Annotated in this window: 15 protein-coding genes, 1 tRNA gene and 1 pseudogene; 3 read left to right on the top strand and 14 right to left on the bottom strand. The window is 57.8% G+C overall.

Going from position 1 to position 18378, the window contains the following annotated elements:
* Positions 1 to 3 precede the first annotated feature (3 nt).
* The 13 genes and pseudogenes from ACR809_RS01100 to ACR809_RS01040 all read right to left on the bottom strand — a co-directional run bounded on the left by ACR809_RS01100 (position 4) and on the right by ACR809_RS01040 (position 13971).
* Positions 4 to 794, bottom strand: a pseudogene (locus tag ACR809_RS01100) (cellulose synthase operon protein YhjQ/BcsQ).
* Position 795: 1 nt separating this feature from the next.
* Positions 796 to 1335, bottom strand: coding sequence for a cellulose biosynthesis protein BcsO (bcsO, locus tag ACR809_RS01095; RefSeq protein ID WP_032437375.1), 540 nt, complete (start codon positions 1333 to 1335; stop codon positions 796 to 798).
* A 317-nt stretch (positions 1336 to 1652) separates the two neighbouring features.
* On the bottom strand, positions 1653 to 1832 hold the full coding sequence (locus ACR809_RS01090) for a hypothetical protein (RefSeq protein WP_032437376.1): 180 nt from the start codon (positions 1830 to 1832) through the stop codon (positions 1653 to 1655).
* 18 nt (positions 1833 to 1850) lie between these two features.
* Positions 1851 to 2864, bottom strand: coding sequence for a dipeptide ABC transporter ATP-binding subunit DppF (gene dppF, locus ACR809_RS01085; protein WP_023285621.1), 1014 nt, complete (start codon positions 2862 to 2864; stop codon positions 1851 to 1853).
* Positions 2861 to 3844: a dipeptide ABC transporter ATP-binding protein gene (gene dppD, locus ACR809_RS01080; RefSeq protein ID WP_002921785.1), complete on the bottom strand. Its 984-nt coding sequence runs from the start codon at positions 3842 to 3844 to the stop codon at positions 2861 to 2863. Before dppD ends, dppF begins: the two co-directional genes overlap by 4 nt.
* 10 nt (positions 3845 to 3854) lie before the next feature.
* Positions 3855 to 4757 (bottom strand): dipeptide ABC transporter permease DppC, encoded by a 903-nt coding sequence (gene dppC, locus ACR809_RS01075; RefSeq protein ID WP_004145207.1) that lies wholly within the window; start codon positions 4755 to 4757, stop codon positions 3855 to 3857.
* A gap of 9 nt (positions 4758 to 4766) precedes the next feature.
* Positions 4767 to 5786, bottom strand: coding sequence for a dipeptide ABC transporter permease DppB (dppB, locus tag ACR809_RS01070; protein WP_002921786.1), 1020 nt, complete (start codon positions 5784 to 5786; stop codon positions 4767 to 4769).
* 134 nt (positions 5787 to 5920) lie between these two features.
* The gene (gene dppA / locus ACR809_RS01065; RefSeq protein WP_002921789.1) at positions 5921 to 7528 is read right to left on the bottom strand and encodes a dipeptide ABC transporter periplasmic-binding protein DppA; all 1608 of its coding nucleotides are present in this window, start codon (positions 7526 to 7528) and stop codon (positions 5921 to 5923) included.
* A 716-nt stretch (positions 7529 to 8244) separates the two neighbouring features.
* Positions 8245 to 8321 (bottom strand) — tRNA-Pro (locus ACR809_RS01060).
* 119 nt (positions 8322 to 8440) lie between these two features.
* Positions 8441 to 9835 carry an ankyrin repeat domain-containing protein gene (locus tag ACR809_RS01055; protein WP_060415949.1) on the bottom strand — a complete coding sequence of 465 codons (1395 nt, stop codon included), beginning with the start codon at positions 9833 to 9835 and terminating at the stop codon, positions 8441 to 8443.
* A 191-nt stretch (positions 9836 to 10026) separates the two neighbouring features.
* Positions 10027 to 11700: a kdo(2)-lipid A phosphoethanolamine 7''-transferase gene (gene eptB / locus ACR809_RS01050; protein WP_004152427.1), complete on the bottom strand. Its 1674-nt coding sequence runs from the start codon at positions 11698 to 11700 to the stop codon at positions 10027 to 10029.
* A gap of 242 nt (positions 11701 to 11942) precedes the next feature.
* A complete protein-coding gene (locus tag ACR809_RS01045; protein ID WP_002921907.1) occupies positions 11943 to 13148 on the bottom strand; it encodes an L-lactate MFS transporter in 1206 nt (401 codons plus the stop codon).
* A gap of 241 nt (positions 13149 to 13389) precedes the next feature.
* Positions 13390 to 13971: a hypothetical protein gene (locus ACR809_RS01040; RefSeq protein ID WP_020803959.1), complete on the bottom strand. Its 582-nt coding sequence runs from the start codon at positions 13969 to 13971 to the stop codon at positions 13390 to 13392.
* Positions 13972 to 14176: 205 nt separating this feature from the next.
* On the opposite strand from ACR809_RS01040, the gene tag reads away from it, so the two are divergent.
* Positions 14177 to 14758 carry a DNA-3-methyladenine glycosylase I gene (gene tag / locus ACR809_RS01035; RefSeq protein ID WP_002921914.1) on the top strand — a complete coding sequence of 194 codons (582 nt, stop codon included), beginning with the start codon at positions 14177 to 14179 and terminating at the stop codon, positions 14756 to 14758.
* Entirely contained in the window at positions 14736 to 15176 is a 441-nt protein-coding gene (locus ACR809_RS01030) for an N-acetyltransferase (RefSeq protein ID WP_004181509.1), read from the top strand. Before tag ends, ACR809_RS01030 begins: the two co-directional genes overlap by 23 nt.
* Here ACR809_RS01030 and ACR809_RS01025 read toward each other — a convergent pair.
* The gene (locus tag ACR809_RS01025; protein WP_122051033.1) at positions 15145 to 17475 is read right to left on the bottom strand and encodes a molybdopterin guanine dinucleotide-containing S/N-oxide reductase; all 2331 of its coding nucleotides are present in this window, start codon (positions 17473 to 17475) and stop codon (positions 15145 to 15147) included. The two genes, ACR809_RS01030 and ACR809_RS01025, sit on opposite strands and share 32 nt — an antisense overlap.
* Before the next feature lie 167 nt (positions 17476 to 17642).
* Between ACR809_RS01025 and ACR809_RS01020 the strand changes: the two genes are divergently transcribed.
* A complete protein-coding gene (locus ACR809_RS01020; RefSeq protein WP_002921917.1) occupies positions 17643 to 18305 on the top strand; it encodes an OmpA family lipoprotein in 663 nt (220 codons plus the stop codon).
* Positions 18306 to 18378 lie beyond the last annotated feature (73 nt).

The following is an 18378-nucleotide window of genomic DNA, read 5'->3' as shown; positions in this document are numbered from 1 at the left end:
AAGTTAACGCCCTGACATGCGTGGCTGGCTGTGCACCGTGCCATCGCCAATATGAATACCCAACAGCGAAGATATTTTTTTAGCCATGATTTCAATATCGAAGGCCGCTGCCGAGGAAGCGTTAAAGTCCAGGATCGACTTCTGCGAGGCATTGGCCTCCACCACGCTTTCATCACGATGGATCACGCCAAGCAGTCGCTCGCCCAGTTTCTCTTCCATCAGGCTGGTGACGTCCCGGCTGACCTGGCGACGGCTATCGCTTTGGTTAATGACGAAATAGTGCCCGTGCTTATGATTCAGCGCCGCGCCGGTCAGGCGCTGCTTTTCTACGTGCGCCAGGGTCGACATCGAGGCGGTATCCGCCAGCAGCGGGATAAGATGCAGGTCCGCCAGCCCCGTCAGCGCCTTTAGCGCGGGCGAAGGTCCAGGGGGCATATCGGCGATGGTGATAAGCCCGGGATAATTAAGCAGCGCGGACAGACCGCGCTGGAGGAAATGGTCATTATGGGTCAGTTGCTCATCAAACGCCTGACGCTGCGCCTCGCTCACTTCGCCATATGGCAGGACGAAAATATTACTGCCGGCGCTCAACACGCACTGGCTCCAGTCGTGCAGCTCCAGCGCCTTCGCCACATAGCCCCGCTCATTTCAGCGGTACGCCAAAATGCAAACGCAGCGCGTTCTGGACATCAAAATCCAGCGCCAGAACTTTGCTGCCCGTCCGCGCCAGCGAATAGGCTAAATTGGCCGCCAGGGTCGTTTTCCCTACGCCGCCTTTCGGTGAACAGACGCAAATCAACGGCATGTCGCGATCCTTTCCAGAAGTGATTTCAAAGGCTGGTCTTTATTTTTCGCCACCGGCTCCGCGCTTTTCGCGGCGAACAGGTGGGCATAGTTCTCGGCGGCGGGCGCGGGTCGGAGGGCCATTCTCGGCGGCGGCGCCATGGCCGGTTCCGACGCCGGAATTGAAGGCGCAGGGGTCAGCGCAGGCTCCTGCCTGACCGGATCCGGTGCGGCTGCGGCGGTCTCCACGACCGGCTGGGGGGTAGCAGGCGCGGCCGAAGCGGCAGACACAACAGGATCAGAGGTTGGCGCCGCTGCTACGGCCGCCTCTACCTGGCGGAACAGATCCGCGGGCACCGACTGCGGCAACGGCGCGGAGACCGAGCCTCCCAGCGCCAGAGAAGAGGGTTTCTCGGCGCCGGGATTTAGCTGATTGAGGATCGCCCAGTCGCCGTGTTCCCGCGTGGCGGCTTGCGAAGAAAGATCCTGAAAGTTGAGGTTTTGCGTCCGCGTTTTTTCTTGAAAGCGCTGCAGATCATCATAATGGTTCATTGATAACCTCATGATTTTAAAAATTTCATATTAAGTTTGTTGTTATTTTCTGGGTATATTAAAAATATCGTGACGCTTCTGGGATGGCAGATAACGCGCCGATGGTGACGTACCAATGCACACGATTGACAGGGTTATAATAGTTTAGAATTTGATTTTCGGGATGATTCCACGGCAGAAGTATCGCTACACTAACATTTCCCTTGCAGAAGGGTAGCCCCATTTTTTAGGTATGCGTACATCCTTAACTTCCCGCAATCACCACGCTTCCCAGTCGTTTTTATATAAAAGTATTAGGTCATGATGAAATCATAGCGTCAGATCAGCGAAAGAATAAACCTGAACCATTTTAATTTCTCTTTAATTCTATAAAAATGGACTGAAAGGCTTATTTTTTCGGATAATCTACGAAGAATGCTCTGAGAGCGTGACATAAACTGCGGCAATATGCGTAAGCGCCCGGTTTTATCCACGGCGGGAGAGAAGCTCCCGGCCATGGGACCGGGAGCGCGCCATCAGGCGTGGGTCTTTTGCGGATTCTCATCCTGGTCGACGGCAAAGCAGGCCACCAGCTGGCCGCCGTAATCCTTCAGCTGCGGCTGGAGCTGAGTGCAGGGGCCAAAGCGACGGCGACAGCGCGCGTTAAAGGCGCAGCCCGGTGGCGGATTTAGCGGGCTCGGCAGTTCGCCGGTCAGCTTGATCCGCTCGCGCCGGTCGTCTGGGTTCAGACGCGGCGTCGCCGACAGCAGCGCCTGGGTGTACGGATGACGCGGATTGTTGAAGATCTGGTCTTTGGTGCCCTTCTCCACGCAGCGGCCGAGATACATCACCATCACTTCATCGGCGATGTGCTCGACGACCGACAGGTCGTGGGAGATAAACACGTAGGACAGCCCTAAATCCTGCTGCAGATCCATCATCAGGTTCAGCACCTGGGCGCGTACCGAAACGTCCAGCGCGGAGACCGGCTCATCGGCAATCACCACATCTGGATCCAGCATCAGCCCGCGAGCAATAGCGATACGCTGACGCTGACCGCCGGAGAACATATGCGGGTAGCGATCGTAATGCTCGGTTTTCAGGCCCACTTTCGCCATCATCGCCAGCGCTTTTTCACGCCGCTGCTCTTTGCTCAGGCTGCTGTTAATCAGCAGCGGCTCCTCCAGAATCTGCCCCACTTTTTTACGCGGGTTCAGCGAACCATACGGGTTCTGGAACACAATCTGGATTTTTTGCCGCCGCAGCTTCTGCGCCTGCGGGTCGTGCTTAAGCAGATCCTGCCCCTGATAATAGAGCTCGCCGCCGGTGGGGATCTCAATCATCGTCAGCAGACGACCGAGGGTCGATTTGCCGCAGCCCGACTCCCCCACTACCGCCAGCGTTTTACCGCGCTCAAGGGTAAAGGAGACGCCGTCCAGCGCCTTCACCAGCCGTTCCGGGGCGAATAACCCCTTCTTCACCGGATAGTGTTTTTTCAGATCAATGGCCTGCAACAGCGGTTGTGGCGTGGCGGCCTTTTGCGTACTCATAATCCAGGCCTCCCGGCATCATCGAGTGGGTAGTGACATTTAGACTGGCGGCCGCCGGTCAGATCCGCGAGCGCCGGCTCTTCGCTACGGCATTTATCCGTGGCATAGGGGCAGCGCGGATTAAGCAGGCAGCCGTTGGGACGGTCATATTTCCCCGGCACCACGCCCGGCAGCGAGGCCAGACGCGCTTTATCCTGGGCGAATTCCGGCAGCGCGCGCAGCAGCGCCTGGGTATAAGGATGGCGCGGCGCGCGGAAGATATCTTTCGCGTCACCGGTCTCCACCACCTGACCCGCGTACATAACGATAATTTTATGCGCGGCTTCCGCCACCAGCGCCAGGTCGTGGGTGATCAGCACCAGCGCCATATTCTCCTGCTGCTGCAGATCCAGCAGTAGCTCAATGATTTGCGCCTGAATGGTCACGTCCAGCGCGGTGGTCGGTTCATCGGCAATCAGTAGTTTTGGCCGACAGGCAATCGCCATCGCGATCATCACGCGCTGGCTCATGCCGCCGGAAAGCTGATGCGGATAGACGTCCAGCCGCGAGGCCGGATCGGGAATGCCCACCAGGTTCAGCAGGTCGATGGCCCGCTGGCGGCGGGTTTGCTTATTACCACCCTGATGGACCTTAATCGCTTCCATAATCTGGTAGCCGACGGTAAAGCACGGGTTGAGGCTGGTCATTGGATCCTGGAAGATCATCGCCACTTCCGCCCCCACCAGCTGGCGCCGCTCTTTTTCAGAGATGCGCTGCAGATCGCGGCCGTTAAATTCCAGTTTGTCCGCCATCACCCGGCCGGGATAGTCAATCAGCCCCATAATCGCCAGCGAGCTGACGGATTTACCGGAGCCGGACTCTCCGACGATACCGACCACTTCACCCTGCTTCACGCTATAGCTGATGCGGTCTACGGCGCGGAACGGCGCGTTTTCATCGCCGAAATGCACCGATAATTTATCTACATTCAATAACGCCATCTCGAACCTCTTACTGCTTCAGTTTGGGATCGAGCGCGTCACGCAGACCGTCACCCATCAGGTTAAATGCCAGCACCGTCAGCAGGATCGCCACGCCCGGGAAGGTGACTACCCACCAGGCGCTCTGCGCGAACTGCAACACGTCGGAAAGCATGGTGCCCCACTCCGGCGTCGGCGGCTGCGCGCCCATGCCGAGGAACCCCAGCGCTGCCATGTCGAGAATGGCGTTGGAAAAGCCCAGCGACGCCTGAACGATCAGCGGCGCGAGACAGTTAGGGAGAATATTAACGAACATCTGGCGCATCGCGCCGGCGCCCGCTACGCGGGAGGCGGTCACGTAGTCACGGTTGACCTCCACCAGCACCGCGGCGCGCGTGAGACGCACATAGTGCGGGAGCGCCACGAAGGTTAGCGCCAGCGAGGCGTTGACGATGGAGGGCCCGAAGATTGCCACCAGCACCAGCGCCAGCAGCAGACTCGGCAGCGCCAGCATAATATCGACGACGCGCATGATGATTGAGTCCACCACTCCGCCGAAATAGCCCGCCACCAGGCCGAGCACCACGCCGAGGATCAGCGACAGAACCACCACCAGGCAGCCCACCAGCAGCGACAGGCGGGCGCCGTACATCAGGCGCGACAGAATATCGCGGCCCACGTCGTCGGTGCCGAGCAGATGCGCCATGCTGCCGCCGTCCTGCCAGAACGGCGGCGCCAGCAGCGAATCACGGAACTGATCCGCCGGGTTATAGGGGGCGAGGAAGTTGGCGAATACCGCGATGACGATCATCACCACCACGTATACCAGCCCGACGACCGCCCCTTTGTTGCGTTTGAAATAGTGCCAGAACTCCTGCAGCGGAGTCATGGGTACCGGCGCAGCGATAACTTTATTTTCAGTAACTTGTGACATGATGGCCCCTTACTTCTTATGCCGGATACGCGGGTTCACCACGCCGTACAGCAGGTCGACCAGCAGGTTGACGAGGATAATCATCGTCGCCACCAGCAGCACCCCGCCCTGCACCACCGGATAATCGCGACGCTGCAGCGCGTCGATCAGCCAGCGACCTAAACCAGGCCATGAGAAAATGGTTTCCGTCAGGATGGCGCCCGCCAGCAGGGTGCCCACCTGCAGACCAATCACCGTGACCACCGGCAGCATCGCGTTACGCAGCGCGTGGATCACGATCACCCGCATCCGGGTCAGGCCTTTAGCGCGCGCGGTACGGATATAGTCTTCGCCAAGCACTTCCAGCATCGACGAACGGGTCATACGCACGATCACCGCCAGCGGGATGGTGCCCAGCACGATAGCGGGCAGGATCATATGCATTAAGGCGTCAATAAAGTCGCCCTGCTCGCCCCAGATGGCGGTGTCGATCAGCATAAAGCCGGTCAGCGGCAGGGTATCGTCAAGGAAGACCGTATCGCTGATACGCCCGGAGACCGGCGTCAGGTTTAGCTGCACCGAAACCAGCATAATCAGCATCATGCCCCACCAGAAGATAGGCATTGAGTAGCCGGTCAGCGCCAGGCCCACCGCGGTGTGGTCAAAGATGGAGCCGCGTTTTACCGCAGCCAGCACGCCCACCGGAATGCCGACGGCGACGGCGAAGATCATCGCGCAGACGCCCAGCTCAAGAGTGGCTTTAAAGCGCGGGACAAACTCCTGCCACACGGGAATGCGGCTTTTCAGCGAGATGCCTAAATCGCCGTGCAGCACGCCCCAGATATAGTGGGCATATTGCTGCCACAGCGGCTTATCAAGGCCCATTTCGGCCAGCAGCTGCGCGTGACGTTCGGGGGAAATACCACGTTCGCCCGCCATAATCATCACCGGATCGCCGGGGATCATATGGACGAAAGCAAAGGTGAGAAGGGTGATACCGATAAATGTCGGGATGACTAGTCCCAGACGTCGGAGAATAAACTGCAACATAACCCGGATTCTCTCTAGTGACGCCCCGCCTGGCGACAGGGCGTCTGTATTGCTCACAAAAGCATTCCCCGGAATAGCGGGAATACGCCCCCCGCCTCTCCCACGCGGGGAGAGGGGGTCAGGCATCGTGCTTATTATTCGACAGAGACGTTATCGAAGTGGTGTTTGCCCAGCGGGTCCACCACATAGCCTTTGACTTCTTTACGCACCGGCTCATAGACGGTGGAGTGAGCAATGATCAGCGCCGGAGCCTGGTCATGCATCACTACCTGAGCCTGTTTGTACAGTTCAATACGCTTGTTGTGGTCGTCGGTAGCGCGGGCCGGCTGAATGAGATCTTCAAACGGCTTATAGCACCAGCGCGAGTAGTTGGAGCCGTCTTTCGCCGCGGCGCAGCTGAACAGGGTCGCGAAGAAGTTATCCGGATCCCCGTTGTCGCCGGTCCAGCCCATCATCACGCTCTGGTGCTCGCCCGCTTTCGCCCGCTTCAGATACTCGCCCCACTCGTAGGTGACGATCTTGGCCTGGACGCCAATCTTGGCCCAGTCAGCCTGAATCATCTCCGCCATGCGGCGGGCGTTCGGGTTGTACGGACGCTGTACCGGCATCGCCCACAGATCGATGGTGAAGCCTTTTTCCAGGCCCGCTTCTTTCAGCAGCTGCTTCGCCTTCTCCGGATCGTAGGTGTAGTCCTTAACGTCGTCGTTATAGCCCCACATGGTCGGCGGGATCAGGTTCTTCGCCGCCTGGCCTGCGCCCTGGTAAACCGCTTTGATGATCGCTTCTTTGTTGACCGCGTAGGTCAGCGCCTGACGTACTTTGACGTCGTCCAGCGGTTTCTTCTCGGTGTTAAAGGAGAGATAACCAACGTTCAGACCCGGCTGTTCCAGCAGGGTAATGTTCTTATCTTCCTTCATGCGCGCGATGTCCGCCGGGTTCGGGTACGGCATCACCTGGCACTCATTTTTCTGCAGCTTGGCATAGCGCACGGAAGCGTCCGGGGTGATGGAGAAGACCAGACGATCGATCTTCGGCTTGGTGCCCCAGTAGCCCGGGAAGGCTTTATACAGAATGCGGGAATCTTTCTGGTATTGCAGCAGCTGGAATGGGCCGGTACCGATAGGATTGAGATCCACTTTTTCCGGCGTGCCGGCTTTCAGCATGTTGTCAGCATACTCTTTCGAAAGAATGGAGGCGAAGTCCATGGCCAGATCAGCGAGGAACGGCGCTTCCGGACGGGTCAGGACGAACTGGACGGTATTATCGTCCACTTTCTTCACTTCGCTAATCAGGTCCGGTAAGCCCATCCCTTCAAAGTATTCATAGCTGCCGCCAGAAACTTTATGGTACGGGTTATTAGTATTCTTCTGGCGATCGAAGGAGAACACCACGTCATCGGCGTTCAGGTCACGGGTTGGTTTAAAGTCTTTATTATCCTGCCACTTCACACCCTGACGGAGGTGGAAAGTATAGGTTTTGCCATCCGCACTGACTTCCCATTTCTCAGCAAGTCCTGGAATAACTTCCGTCGTACCGGTTTTAAATTCGACCAGGCGGTTATAGATCGGTACGGAGCTGGCATCATAGGTGGTGCCAGAGGTGAAGAGCTGTGGGTTAAATCCTTCCGGCGAGCCTTCAGAACAATAAACCAGGGTTTTCGCTTGCACGCTGGCGGCGACGGTCATGGCGACCAGGCTCAGACCAAGCTTCAGCATCCCTGATTTCTTCAAGGAAATACTCATTATTCTGCTCCAAAATTGTGATGTTGTTTGCATATATCCGCCGGACCTTTATTTATTTTTTACCCGGTCCGGTCGGTGGTGCCCGAAGGCGTAGAGAGAGATGGGGATTCCTTTCGCAAAAACGACTGAGTTGCAGTACGGATTCTCCATGAAATGCCCCTCATGCCCTACAATCTGTCAACAGAATGGGGAAACGTCAATACAGCCAGCCGGGTTTTACATCCAGCGTGAGAAACGGCAGGCAAAGATTAAAAAAACTTCAGGACGCTATTTTCAGCAGAGAAATTTATGCTACTGGCAATTCAGCAGAATAAAGACCTTATTAATTTGCAACACCCAGTGGGAAACAATGCCAGCAAATGAGAAAAATTTCTTGCTGTGTGACCAATATGTGAGCGATTAATAGCGTGAACGTTAAAACGCACAGCGGAAAATGCTGCATTCAGCCATAAGCTTCGCGAAAAAAGATCTGTTCATCGATAAAAAAATGCAATGGAAGATGTCACAAAATAGCGAATAGCCGGCTGAAAACCTGAGTAAAGACGTTTATTGTGATTTTGGTGGTATTTTTGGCCAGTTGTGCACTGATGATGCCCGGCGGCGCTGCGCTTGCGCGGGCCTACGAAACGCGAGTCGAACCTCCTGCCCCCGGAGGTTCTCATCCTCACAGGCCCCAGATGCAAAAAAGCCTGCTCATTGAGCAGGCTTTTCGAATTTGGTCGGTGATAGAGGATTCGAACCTCCGACCCCTTCGTCCCGAACGAAGTGCGCTACCAGGCTGCGCCAATCACCGAATGCGGGGCGCATCTTACTGCTGGGATGCCTACCCGTCAATGCCTTATTTTCAAAAAATCGCTCAACCGGCGAGAAACTCAGCAGCCTGAGCAGCGAATCGCCGGTTGCTCAACGTTTTTAGCGGCAGTTGACCTCAAACGTTTTGCGATACTCGGATACCTTACATGTCACCGGCTCGCCGAGATAGGTTGCGCCCGCCGGGGTGAATGTAAACTCTCCCAGTAGCATCGTCAGCTCCCCCAGCTCCGGGCAGGATTGCTGATGACGCATAATATCCGGGCGGGTATCGTTATTCACCGCCCGGGCGATGTCGCTGTATGCCAGCTTGTCGGCAAAGGCATTAGCACAAAACTGCAGTTCGCTTTGCGCCATATGCGCGGCCTGCCCCTTCAGCTCGGCATGCTGTGCCAGCAGCAGTTGGCGAACCTCGCCGGCCCGGCTGTAGCCAATCGCCGTATAGCCGGCCTTATTGCTGAGGTTGACGCTGGCACCAGCCGCAAGCAGCGCCTCGACATTGGCTTTATTATTCATTTTGACCGCCAGCATCAGCGGGCTGAGATCGTTGGCGGAAAGCTGGTCCACCTTTGCGCCGCGCTGCGCCAGCGCCGCGATCACCGCAGGCGCCCCCTGACCCGCCGCCACCTGCAGCGCCGTGAGTCCTTCACGGTTCGGCTTATCCACTTCCACCCCGGAGGCCGACAGCGCCAGCACCAGATCGGGATCATCCCCCGCCGCCGCCAGCATCAGCGGTGTGGTGCCGGATTTATCCGCCAGGCTGGTGTCCGCCCCGGCGTTGGCCAACGTCGTGATGGTTTCCGCCGATCGCGCGTGATCGACAGCGAGGAAAAAGGCCGATTCCCCGGACGCGTTGACGGCCTTCACGTCCGCGCCGTGCTTGAGGAGCAGCGCCACTATCTCGTCGACGTTCTTCTTAAACGCGCCGGGCGCCAGTTGTAACGCCATGTCTTCGGTCATCAGCGCGCGATTGCCCGTCGCCAGCGATTTCGCCGCCGTTGCGCCAACTATCTTGTCCAGCGTACTCTCCTCTTCGACAGGCGCATCGGGCTTTTTCATCGCAAGAATATGCTGATAGTCGTTTCTGACGTCCCCGCCGTCGGAGATGGCGGACATCAATGCCGTACTCTTGTCGATGGAGGTCTGATTCACCGACGCTCCCGCCTGGAGAAGATCGCCGATAATCGCGGTAGCGCTGCCACGCGCCGCCGCCAGCATCAGCGCCGTGACGCCCTGGCGCGTCTGGAGGTTCGGCTTCGCCCGACGCTTAAGCAGCAATTCAACCACATCGCGTCGATTTTCCGCAGCAGCGACCATCAGGCCGCTTAAGCCGGTTTTATCCTGACCATCCACATCAATGCCATTATCCAGCATGGCTGCGATCGTCGCTGGCGCATCGTATTTACAGGCCAGCAGGAACTGGCTGGTCTCTTCCTCAGACTGGCAGCCCGCGAGCATCATCAGGCACAGTAGGACCAACCCCTTTATCACCTTCATCCTTTCTCTCCATGAAAAGTTCATGCACAGGGGAAGCGAGGAAACAGGGGTAATCAAAGAAGAAGAGGTCACCTGCCAGACACGTCCACTGTGCGAAAAAAATCCCTCGCGCGGCGTCGGCCGGCGAGGGATTAGCTTATCCTGGGCTCAGGAAAGGAAAACAGACCCGAGAATCTGAAAACTATCGGGCCTTACTTTTTCCACCGGCACCAGTTGTTGTTCTCATTGATCCCGCCATCCGGCGAGGTATAGCCGAGGCAGCCCATAATGGTGTCGTACAGCTCGACGTGACGGCGCGGCACCTTCATCGCGGCCTGCTGCTGCAGATGGGCAAACGCGGCGGCGTGATCGGGATTTTCCAGGTACTTATCCGACATCCACACCATCATCGGCACGCGGAACTGCTCCGGCGGCGCCATCTTGCGCGGCGTACCGTGCAGGTGTTCACGCTCGTTAATCGACTCCCCGTGGTCGGCGGCATAGAACACAATCGCTTTCTTATCCCGCAGCTGGTCGAGGACGCTGACGATAAAGTGATCGACATAGGTCACGCTATTGTCGTAGGAATTGATCAGTTCCGCTTTCGAGCACTTGTTGTCGACGCCGACGCACTCCGGTTTCCACTGGGCGAAGCTGCGCGGGTAGCGTTGGGTGTAGTTAAAGTGGGAGCCTTTGGTGTGGAGAATGATCAGATGCTTACCGGAGGCGTTGCCCTGCGCCATACCGCGCTTCATCTCATCCACCAGCAGCATATCGTCAACGCTCTTACCGCGGTTGCGCGGCTCGGCGCCAATCTGCTCGCGGTAGGCGATATTGTTGGCCATCGTGTTGCTGTAGAACCACATCTCGCTCTGCATGGCGTACAGATTGCCGCTGAAGCCCAGCTGATGCAGCACGGCAAAGACATTCTGCTCTTTGAGCGTCCGCTGGGGGTTATCTTCCGCCCCGCCCTCGCGCACAAACATGCAGCGTAACGACAGTTTGGTAGCGGTATCGCACGAGTAACCGCGGAAGGCGACGAGATTCTTCTCTTTCTCCAGCTCTGGCGTGGTATTGCGGCTATAGCCGAGGATGCCCATATGGTCCCAGCGGGTCGTTTCGCCAATGATAAACACCACGTAGGTATCATCCAGACCTTCCGGCGCGACGTAGGTGAACTTCTTCGCCGGGTTAATCAGCGATTTGTTGTCTGAGGATTCATCCACCTGCGCCCAGGCGTACAGTCCCAGCGCCGACAACCAGTTCGACGGCAGGTAAGAGTTGGCGATCACCCCGCCATAGCTCGGCATATCCACTTCCGAATGGCGCTCCACATCATGCTGGCGCAGCTCTAGCAGGCGGATGGGTCCCCAGACAATCAGTCCGGCCAGCACCACGATCAGCACGTTTTTAACCCGCTGGCCCGGGGTTCGCAGCTGGCGCAGCAGCGTATGGCGGCAGCGGTTGCTCCAGATGAACAGCAACGGCGGCGCGCTCACCGCCACCAGCCAGAGGATCAGGTGCCAGCCGATGACCTCTTTCGACAGGTCGATATCGGTGGTCATCACCGAAGCGATAATCCCGTAGCCAATCACCACATTGAGGAACGTCATGTAGTAACTCGCCGCGGCGGAAAACAGGACAATCAGCGTCGCCAGAATGCGCCAGATACGGCGGCCGAACAGCGACAGAAGACGTAACAGGAAGAAGGTGACAAATACCGTGGCAACCAGTTCAACAACACCGGAAAGCCCTTTCCAGAAAGTGAACTCTTGAGCATAACCATCGAAACGCCGGAAAAAAACGGCGACGTTCATAAACCAGCCGATGTACAGCGCCAGCCAAAAACTAAGCTTCTGCTGCGTCATCGTTCTAATATATTTCATGCAAGCAAACCTGGAAAAAGAAGAATAAAACACCGCCTGACGCTGTGGCACGAGTCAGTAGGCTAATAGGGTGCGTTAGGGTTGGTTATCAGAAACCTCTACAAACCGCGATAAGTAGACCACAGGGAACGAGAAAAGTATCAGGAGGGAATGTGATCCAGCCAAACATTTACAAAACATTTGGCTGGATTGGCACTATTTGCTTAGGGAAATAACCAGGGGCACGTTTCACGCTGCAGGTTTCAGGCGTGCGCCTCGTTATATACCGTGCTTTTCGGCTGACGAATGGTGGTGGATAACGCCAGCGAGAGGATCAGCAGGGCGAAGATCACGCAGAAGGTCACGTAGAAACCGCCGAACAGCGAAGCGATGAGAGAGCCGCAGATGCTGCCGATACCGAAGCCCAGATAAATCACGCCATAGTTTTTCGCCAGATTGTTCAGACCAAAGAACTCACTCACCAGCGACGGGAAGACGGTAATGGTGCCGCCGAAGTTAAAGGCGACGCAGGCGATGGCGGCGAAGAAGGTCAAGGCATTCAGCGGGGCGAACAGCAGCGCGGCCATCCCCACCAGCGACACGACCTGACCGATGGTAATCACGCGAATGCGGGAGATTTTATCAGACAGGATACCTAACACCAGGCGACCACTGAGGTTCGCAATCGAGATAACCGTTACCGCGTTGGCCGCCGTGGCGACATCCAGGTGGACCATTCCCTGGGCAATATCTTTCGCTACGCCAATTACGTACAGACCGCTCATGCAGGCCGTCAGGAACATCACTGCCAGCATCCAGTACTGCGGTTTACGCATCGATTCGGCGAGGGTGAAGTCGTTTTCCACGACGCCGTTGGCCGCGGTGGCTGCCGGGTGATTTGGCGCATCTTTCATCAGGGTCGCGCCAAAGACGATCATCACCAGCACGATAGCGCCCCAGATAACGAAGGTTTTTTCCAGGCCAACGGTGGCCAGCAGGTGGGAATCAATGAATTTGAACCCCAGGCTGCCGAGACCATAGGAGCCAATGGAGAAGGCGGAGATCAGCCCTTTACGTTCCGGGAACCATTTCACGCAGTTCGACAGGGTCAGCAGGTAACCGGCGCCGTCCGCCAGCCCCACCAGCACGCCCGCGCTCAGCCACAGCATCATCAGGCTGCTGGAGTGCGCGGTCAGGAAGAAGCCCAGGCCGAGCAGGATCCCGGAGGCCATGGTGACGCGCTTCACGCCAAAGCGCTCCTGCAGCTTGCCGGCGACCGACGAAGAGAGCGCCAGCCCGAGGCTCAGCAGACCAAAGGAAAAAGCCACCTGACTGACCGGCTCGCCCAGTTTGTCAGACAGCGAACTGTTAAACAGGCTCCAGGTATAAACCGAACCGAGAGCGAATTGGGTGATGATGGTGCCGATCAGTGTCAGCCAGCGGGTCGATTGACGGTTTGCAGCGTTCATAGCAGTTGTCCTGATAAATTAACTGCCGCCACAATAGCGAAGGCCCCTCATCCAGTGGGGGAAAAAGGCATGAACTGCCATCAGCGGGGAATGAAATGCATTAATGTTGGAATGAATGGCATTGCATAACATTCATTCCGTAAATTACAGGCAAAAAGTTAGTGTGCGCTATCTCACAGAAATGCGCCATTGCTGAGATTTAACAATAACCACATCGTTTCAAATGCGTAACAATTCCCGATTAAAAATTGGCGCTGACCCCCATCAAATAGAGCGTATTTTCCCCTGACGGCAGGTTATCCGCCTGCGACAGCGTTGCCCATGCCGCCACGTGGGATCCCAACCGCATATCAGCGCCCAGGGTGACATCGCTCCAGCCTCCCTCCCTGGCACGGGTCATCGGCGCCCAGACATCGCTGGCGAGCGACTGGTTATAGCTCACCTGCGCCCAGGGATGCACGCCCCACAGCGCCTGATAATCCATGCGCCAGCCGAGCGTGTTAACGTAGCCCGCCTCGCCTGCGCTTCTCACCGTCGGCGCGGTGACGTCGCTGCGCAGGCTGGCCACCGGCCCGGAGGTTACGCCGTTTGCCAGCGGATAATTCCAGCCAACGCTCAGGCCGCGGCCGCTGTCCGGCGGCGCCAGCCCCTGGTTTAACGCCAGCCCGCCGGGCGTCTCAGAGGACTTCATCCGCTCGGCGAGAATATCTTCATAACGTGGTTGGTGATCGCTATCCCATGTATAGCGTTCCGACGTATTACTTTTTGTATCGATAGCGATATATTCCTGTTGCCAGGCATTCGCTCCAGAGACACATGACACCCAGACGGATACGCTCGCCGGGATCAAGAACACCCGGAGGCCATTGCATTTCTTTATTATCATTAATGCGACTCCAGAAAAGAGCCGAATCGGCAATATTGCTGTGTTTTTAGTGGGGATACGATTTCCCTGTATTAACTATTATCTTTATCTTTCAGCCGTCAAGGCGGGCGTCCACTTTTTTAGCGCAGAGGGAGAAACAGCTATGCAGCGTTGCGGATGGGTGAGTCAGGATCCGTTATACATCGAGTATCACGATACCGAATGGGGTGTGGCGCAAAAAGAGGGTCGCCAGCTGTTTGAAATGATCTGCCTTGAGGGCCAGCAGGCCGGTTTATCGTGGATCACGGTGTTAAAAAAACGGCAGAACTACCGCCAGGCTTTTCACCAGTTCGATCCGGTGCGCGTGGCGGCGATGGGTGATGACGATATCGAGCGACTCCTGCAGGATACCGGCATCATTCGCCATCGGGGAAAAATCCAGGCCATTATCGGCAACGCCCGCGCCTATCTGGCGATGGAAGAAAATGGCGAGTCGTTCACTGATTTTGTCTGGTCCTTCGTCGACAATGCGCCACAGGTGACCCGCGCTGCGACGCTGGCGGAAATTCCCACCACGACGCCGGCCTCCGATGCGCTGTCGAAGGCATTGAAAAAACGCGGCTTTAAGTTTGTCGGCTCGACAATCTGTTATTCCTTTATGCAGGCCTGTGGGCTGGTCAACGACCATGTCACCGGCTGCTTCTGTCACCCTGGAGGTCAGGATGATCCGCAAGTGGGACACTGAAGATACCGCGCCGCTGCTGGCGCTGTGGCTGGACAGCACGATTCATGCCCATCCTTTTATCAGCGAAAGCTACTGGCGCGACAGCGTCGCGGTAGTACGGGATGTCTATCTTCCCGCCGCCAGCACCTGGGTCTGGGAGCAGGATGGCGAGTTAAAAGGCTTTGTCAGCGTGCTGGACTCCCGTTTCGTCGGCGCGCTGTTTGTCGCGCCGGGCGCCACCCGCCAGGGCATTGGCCGGGCGCTGCTGGATGAAGTCAAACGGCACTACGCCTGGCTGAGCCTTGAGGTTTATCAGAAGAACGAATCGGCGGTCAGTTTCTACCATGCGCAGGGCTTCCGGATTGAAGACTGCGCATGGCAGGACGATACTCAGCACCCGACGTGGATTATGCGTTGGCCGGCGGATCAAATGCCGTAAGCGGCAGCGCCGGGCCGGTATATTTCTCCAGCCACGCCAGGGCGGTGTTCCCGGCACAGCCGTTGCCCAGCCGGGATGTCGGAATATCTTTGGTTAAGACGTTCACCGCCCCGTTTTTGCAGATGCCGACCTGCGGATCCAGGTCGGGCCACGCTCCTTCATGCAGGCAAATCACCCCCGGGCGGATCCCCTCCGTCACCACGGCGCCGGCCAGCACCTGACCGCGGGCGTTCCATACCCGCACCAGATCACCATCGACAATCCCGCGCGCCTGCGCATCCTGCGGATGAATAGTCACCGGTTCGCGCCCGGCGACGGCATAGCGCTCGCGCAGCGCGGTGTGGTTCAGTTGACTGTGCAGACGGTGGGCCGGATGGGCCGACAGCAGCTGCAGCTGCCCCGCCTCTGCGTTGCCATGCCACTCGTCGGGCTCCAGCCACATCGGATGCGGCGGACAGTCGGCGTAACCAAAAGCGGCGATGGTCGGCGAGTGGATCTCTATTTTACCGCTCGCCGTTTTCAGCGGGTTGGCCTGGGGATCGGCGCGGAAGGCGGCGAAACGCGCAAAACGGGCATTCTCCGGCTCCTCCGGCATCTCAATCAGCTGGTTAGCCTGCCAGAATTCGGCAAATGGCGGCAGCGTCACCTGCTGCTGGGCGCCGCGCCGGGCGGCCATCTGATAGAAAGTCTCCAGCCACTGCAAATCACTCTTCCCTTCGGTGAAGCGTTCGCGGCCACCCGCCTCCCAGCGTTCGCTGAGGTCGGCAAAGACCGCGAAATCGTCGCGCGCTTCATCTCGCGGGGCAACCACCTGCTTCATCGGCACCAGATGCTGGTTACTGTAGTCCCCGGTCATGGTCAGATCGTTGCGCTCAAACGAGGTGGTCGCCGGCAGGACGATATCGGCATGGCGCGCGGCGGCGGTCCAGAAGCATTCGGAAATGACGATAAGCTCCGGTTTCTGCCACGCCTGAATCAGTCGGTTGGTGTCCTGATGATGAGTAAAGTTGGCGCCGCCGGCCCACCAGATAAAGCGAATATCGGGAAAGCGCCGCGCCATGCCGTTGTGCTGATACTCCGCCCCCGGATTCTCCAGCGCCTCGACAATTCGTGCGACCGGGATCTTCTCCACCGCGTCCACGCCTCCGGCCACGCTCCCCTGCATCGAGCCCAGCACCGCCGCGCGGCGGGTCGGGTTGCCGCCGTTGGCAAAATGATAGGAAAGACCAAACCCGCCACCGGGGGTGCCGATCTGTCCCAGCATGGCGGCCAGAGTGACCAGCATCCAGTGTTTCTGCTCGCCATACTGCTGACGCTGCATGCCCCAGCCGGCCATCAGCATAGTGGTATTTTCGTGGAAAAGTTGCGCCAGTTCGCGGATTTTATCTGCTTTAACGCCGCAGATCGCTGCTGCCCACTCAGCGGTTTTCGCTACGCCGTCGCTTTCGCCGGTCAGATAGCGGGCAAAAATATCGTAGCCGCTGGTGCAGCGGGTAAGAAACGCATCATCCTGCCAGTCATTTTCCACCAGCGTATGGGCGATCCCCAGCATCAGCGCGACGTCGGTGCCCATATGCGGCGCGATCCACTCCATCGAATCGCCAAAGAAATCGACGGTTTCCGATCGCATCGGATCGATGCAGATCAGCCGCTTACCGCTCTGGCGCAGCCGATCAAACCACGGGATCCCTTGCTCGTCGGAGGCATTCCAGGCAATTTTCAGCGTGTTCAGCGGGTTGGCGCTCCACAGCACCACCACTTCGCTGTGCTCGAGCACCAGCGGCCAACTGGTCTGCTGCTGATACACCTCATTGCCGCCAACGACATAAGGCATGATCGCCTGCGCCGCGCCGGTGGAGTAATCGCCAAGATGGCCGGTATAGCCGCCCGCCAGGCTCATATAGCGCTGCAGCAGCGTCGCCGCCTTATGCAATACGCCGTTAGAGCGCCAGCCGTAGGAGCCGGCAAAAATGGAGGCCGGACCGTAGCTGTCGCGGATCCGCCGATGCTGGGCATCGATCAGATCCAGCGCCTGCTCCCAGCTCACCCGCACGAATTCATCCTGACCGCGGACCCCCTGGGGCTTGTCCGGTGAAGCAAGGAAGCCTTTACGCATCATTGGATAGCGCACGCGGGTTTTGCTGTGCACCTGATCGCGCACTGCCGTTTGCAGCGAGTTGGCAAACGGTGTCGCCAGCGCGCCGCGGGAAGAGAGGACGTTTTCCCCGTCCGTTTCCACCAGCATCGGTCCCCAGTGGGCGGCGGTTAAGATGGTTTTGGTTGCAGATGAGGTTGGCAAGGGCGGCTCCTGGTCAGCGAATGCAGGTGTCATGACGGCGTGATGGGCAACCGTTCAATGTTATTTACAAAAAGAGATGGTATCCGGGGAATTTTCTCCGTAATCGCGCGTCATAATCAACCGTCACGTTCGCTGTGACAAAGAATAAAAAGGATTAAGGACATTAAATGAAAAAACGCGTACTTATGATTGCGGCGCTGGTCAGCGGCACTCTGGCCATTTCTGGCTGCACCACCAACCCCTATACCGGTGAACGTGAAGCAGGCAAATCCGGTATTGGCGCAGGTATTGGCTCCTTAGTGGGCGCTGGCGTCGGCGCGCTCTCCTCTTCCAAACATGACCGCGGCAAAGGCGCGCTGATTGGCGCAGCGGCCGGCGCGGCGCTCGGCGGCGGCATTGGTTACTACATGGACGTGCAGGAAGCGAAGCTGCGCGACAAAATGCAGGGAACCGGGGTCAGCGTGACGCGAAATGGCGACAATATCGTGCTGAACATGCCGAATAACGTCACCTTCGACAGCAATAGCGCCAACCTGAAGCCGGCCGGCGCCAACACCCTGACCGGCGTGGCCATGGTGCTGAAAGAGTATGAGAAAACCGCCGTTAACGTGGTCGGCTATACCGACAGCACCGGCAGCAAGGATCTGAATATGCGTCTGTCGCAACAGCGTGCGGACAGCGTCGCCAGCGCGCTCATCACCCAGGGCGTGGCGGCCAATCGCATTCGCACCACCGGCATGGGCCCGGCGAACCCTATCGCCAGCAACAGCACAGCGGAAGGCAAAGCGCAGAACCGTCGCGTGGAAATTACCCTCAGCCCGCTGCAGTAAGCGCAACCTCATGTCGCCCGGCAGCCGCTCTGCCGGGCAAAATGCTTGATATCGCTATTTTTCGCGCTAAGGT

This window comes from Klebsiella sp. CD33, from assembly GCF_051992865.1.
In the GTDB taxonomy this organism is placed as follows: Bacteria; Pseudomonadota; Gammaproteobacteria; order Enterobacterales; family Enterobacteriaceae; genus Klebsiella; species Klebsiella pneumoniae.
The sequence above is the reverse complement of the archived record's forward strand: the minus strand, read 5'-3'. Positions and strand labels throughout refer to the sequence as shown.

Bases quoted from the DNA above. Each gene is read 5' to 3' on its own strand.
- bcsO (WP_032437375.1), bottom strand. From the start codon at position 1,335: ATGAACCATTATGATGATCTGCAGCGCTTTCAAGAAAAAACGCGGACG.
- ACR809_RS01090 (WP_032437376.1), bottom strand. From the start codon at position 1,832: ATGGCCGGGAGCTTCTCTCCCGCCGTGGATAAAACCGGGCGCTTACGC.
- dppF (WP_023285621.1), bottom strand. From the start codon at position 2,864: ATGAGTACGCAAAAGGCCGCCACGCCACAACCGCTGTTGCAGGCCATT.
- dppD (WP_002921785.1), bottom strand. From the start codon at position 3,844: ATGGCGTTATTGAATGTAGATAAATTATCGGTGCATTTCGGCGATGAA.
- dppC (WP_004145207.1), bottom strand. From the start codon at position 4,757: ATGTCACAAGTTACTGAAAATAAAGTTATCGCTGCGCCGGTACCCATG.
- dppB (WP_002921786.1), bottom strand. From the start codon at position 5,786: ATGTTGCAGTTTATTCTCCGACGTCTGGGACTAGTCATCCCGACATTT.
- dppA (WP_002921789.1), bottom strand. From the start codon at position 7,528: ATGAGTATTTCCTTGAAGAAATCAGGGATGCTGAAGCTTGGTCTGAGC.
- ACR809_RS01055 (WP_060415949.1), bottom strand. From the start codon at position 9,835: ATGAAGGTGATAAAGGGGTTGGTCCTACTGTGCCTGATGATGCTCGCG.
- eptB (WP_004152427.1), bottom strand. From the start codon at position 11,700: ATGAAATATATTAGAACGATGACGCAGCAGAAGCTTAGTTTTTGGCTG.
- ACR809_RS01045 (WP_002921907.1), bottom strand. From the start codon at position 13,148: ATGAACGCTGCAAACCGTCAATCGACCCGCTGGCTGACACTGATCGGC.
- tag (WP_002921914.1), top strand. From the start codon at position 14,177: ATGCAGCGTTGCGGATGGGTGAGTCAGGATCCGTTATACATCGAGTAT.
- ACR809_RS01030 (WP_004181509.1), top strand. From the start codon at position 14,736: ATGATCCGCAAGTGGGACACTGAAGATACCGCGCCGCTGCTGGCGCTG.
- ACR809_RS01020 (WP_002921917.1), top strand. From the start codon at position 17,643: ATGAAAAAACGCGTACTTATGATTGCGGCGCTGGTCAGCGGCACTCTG.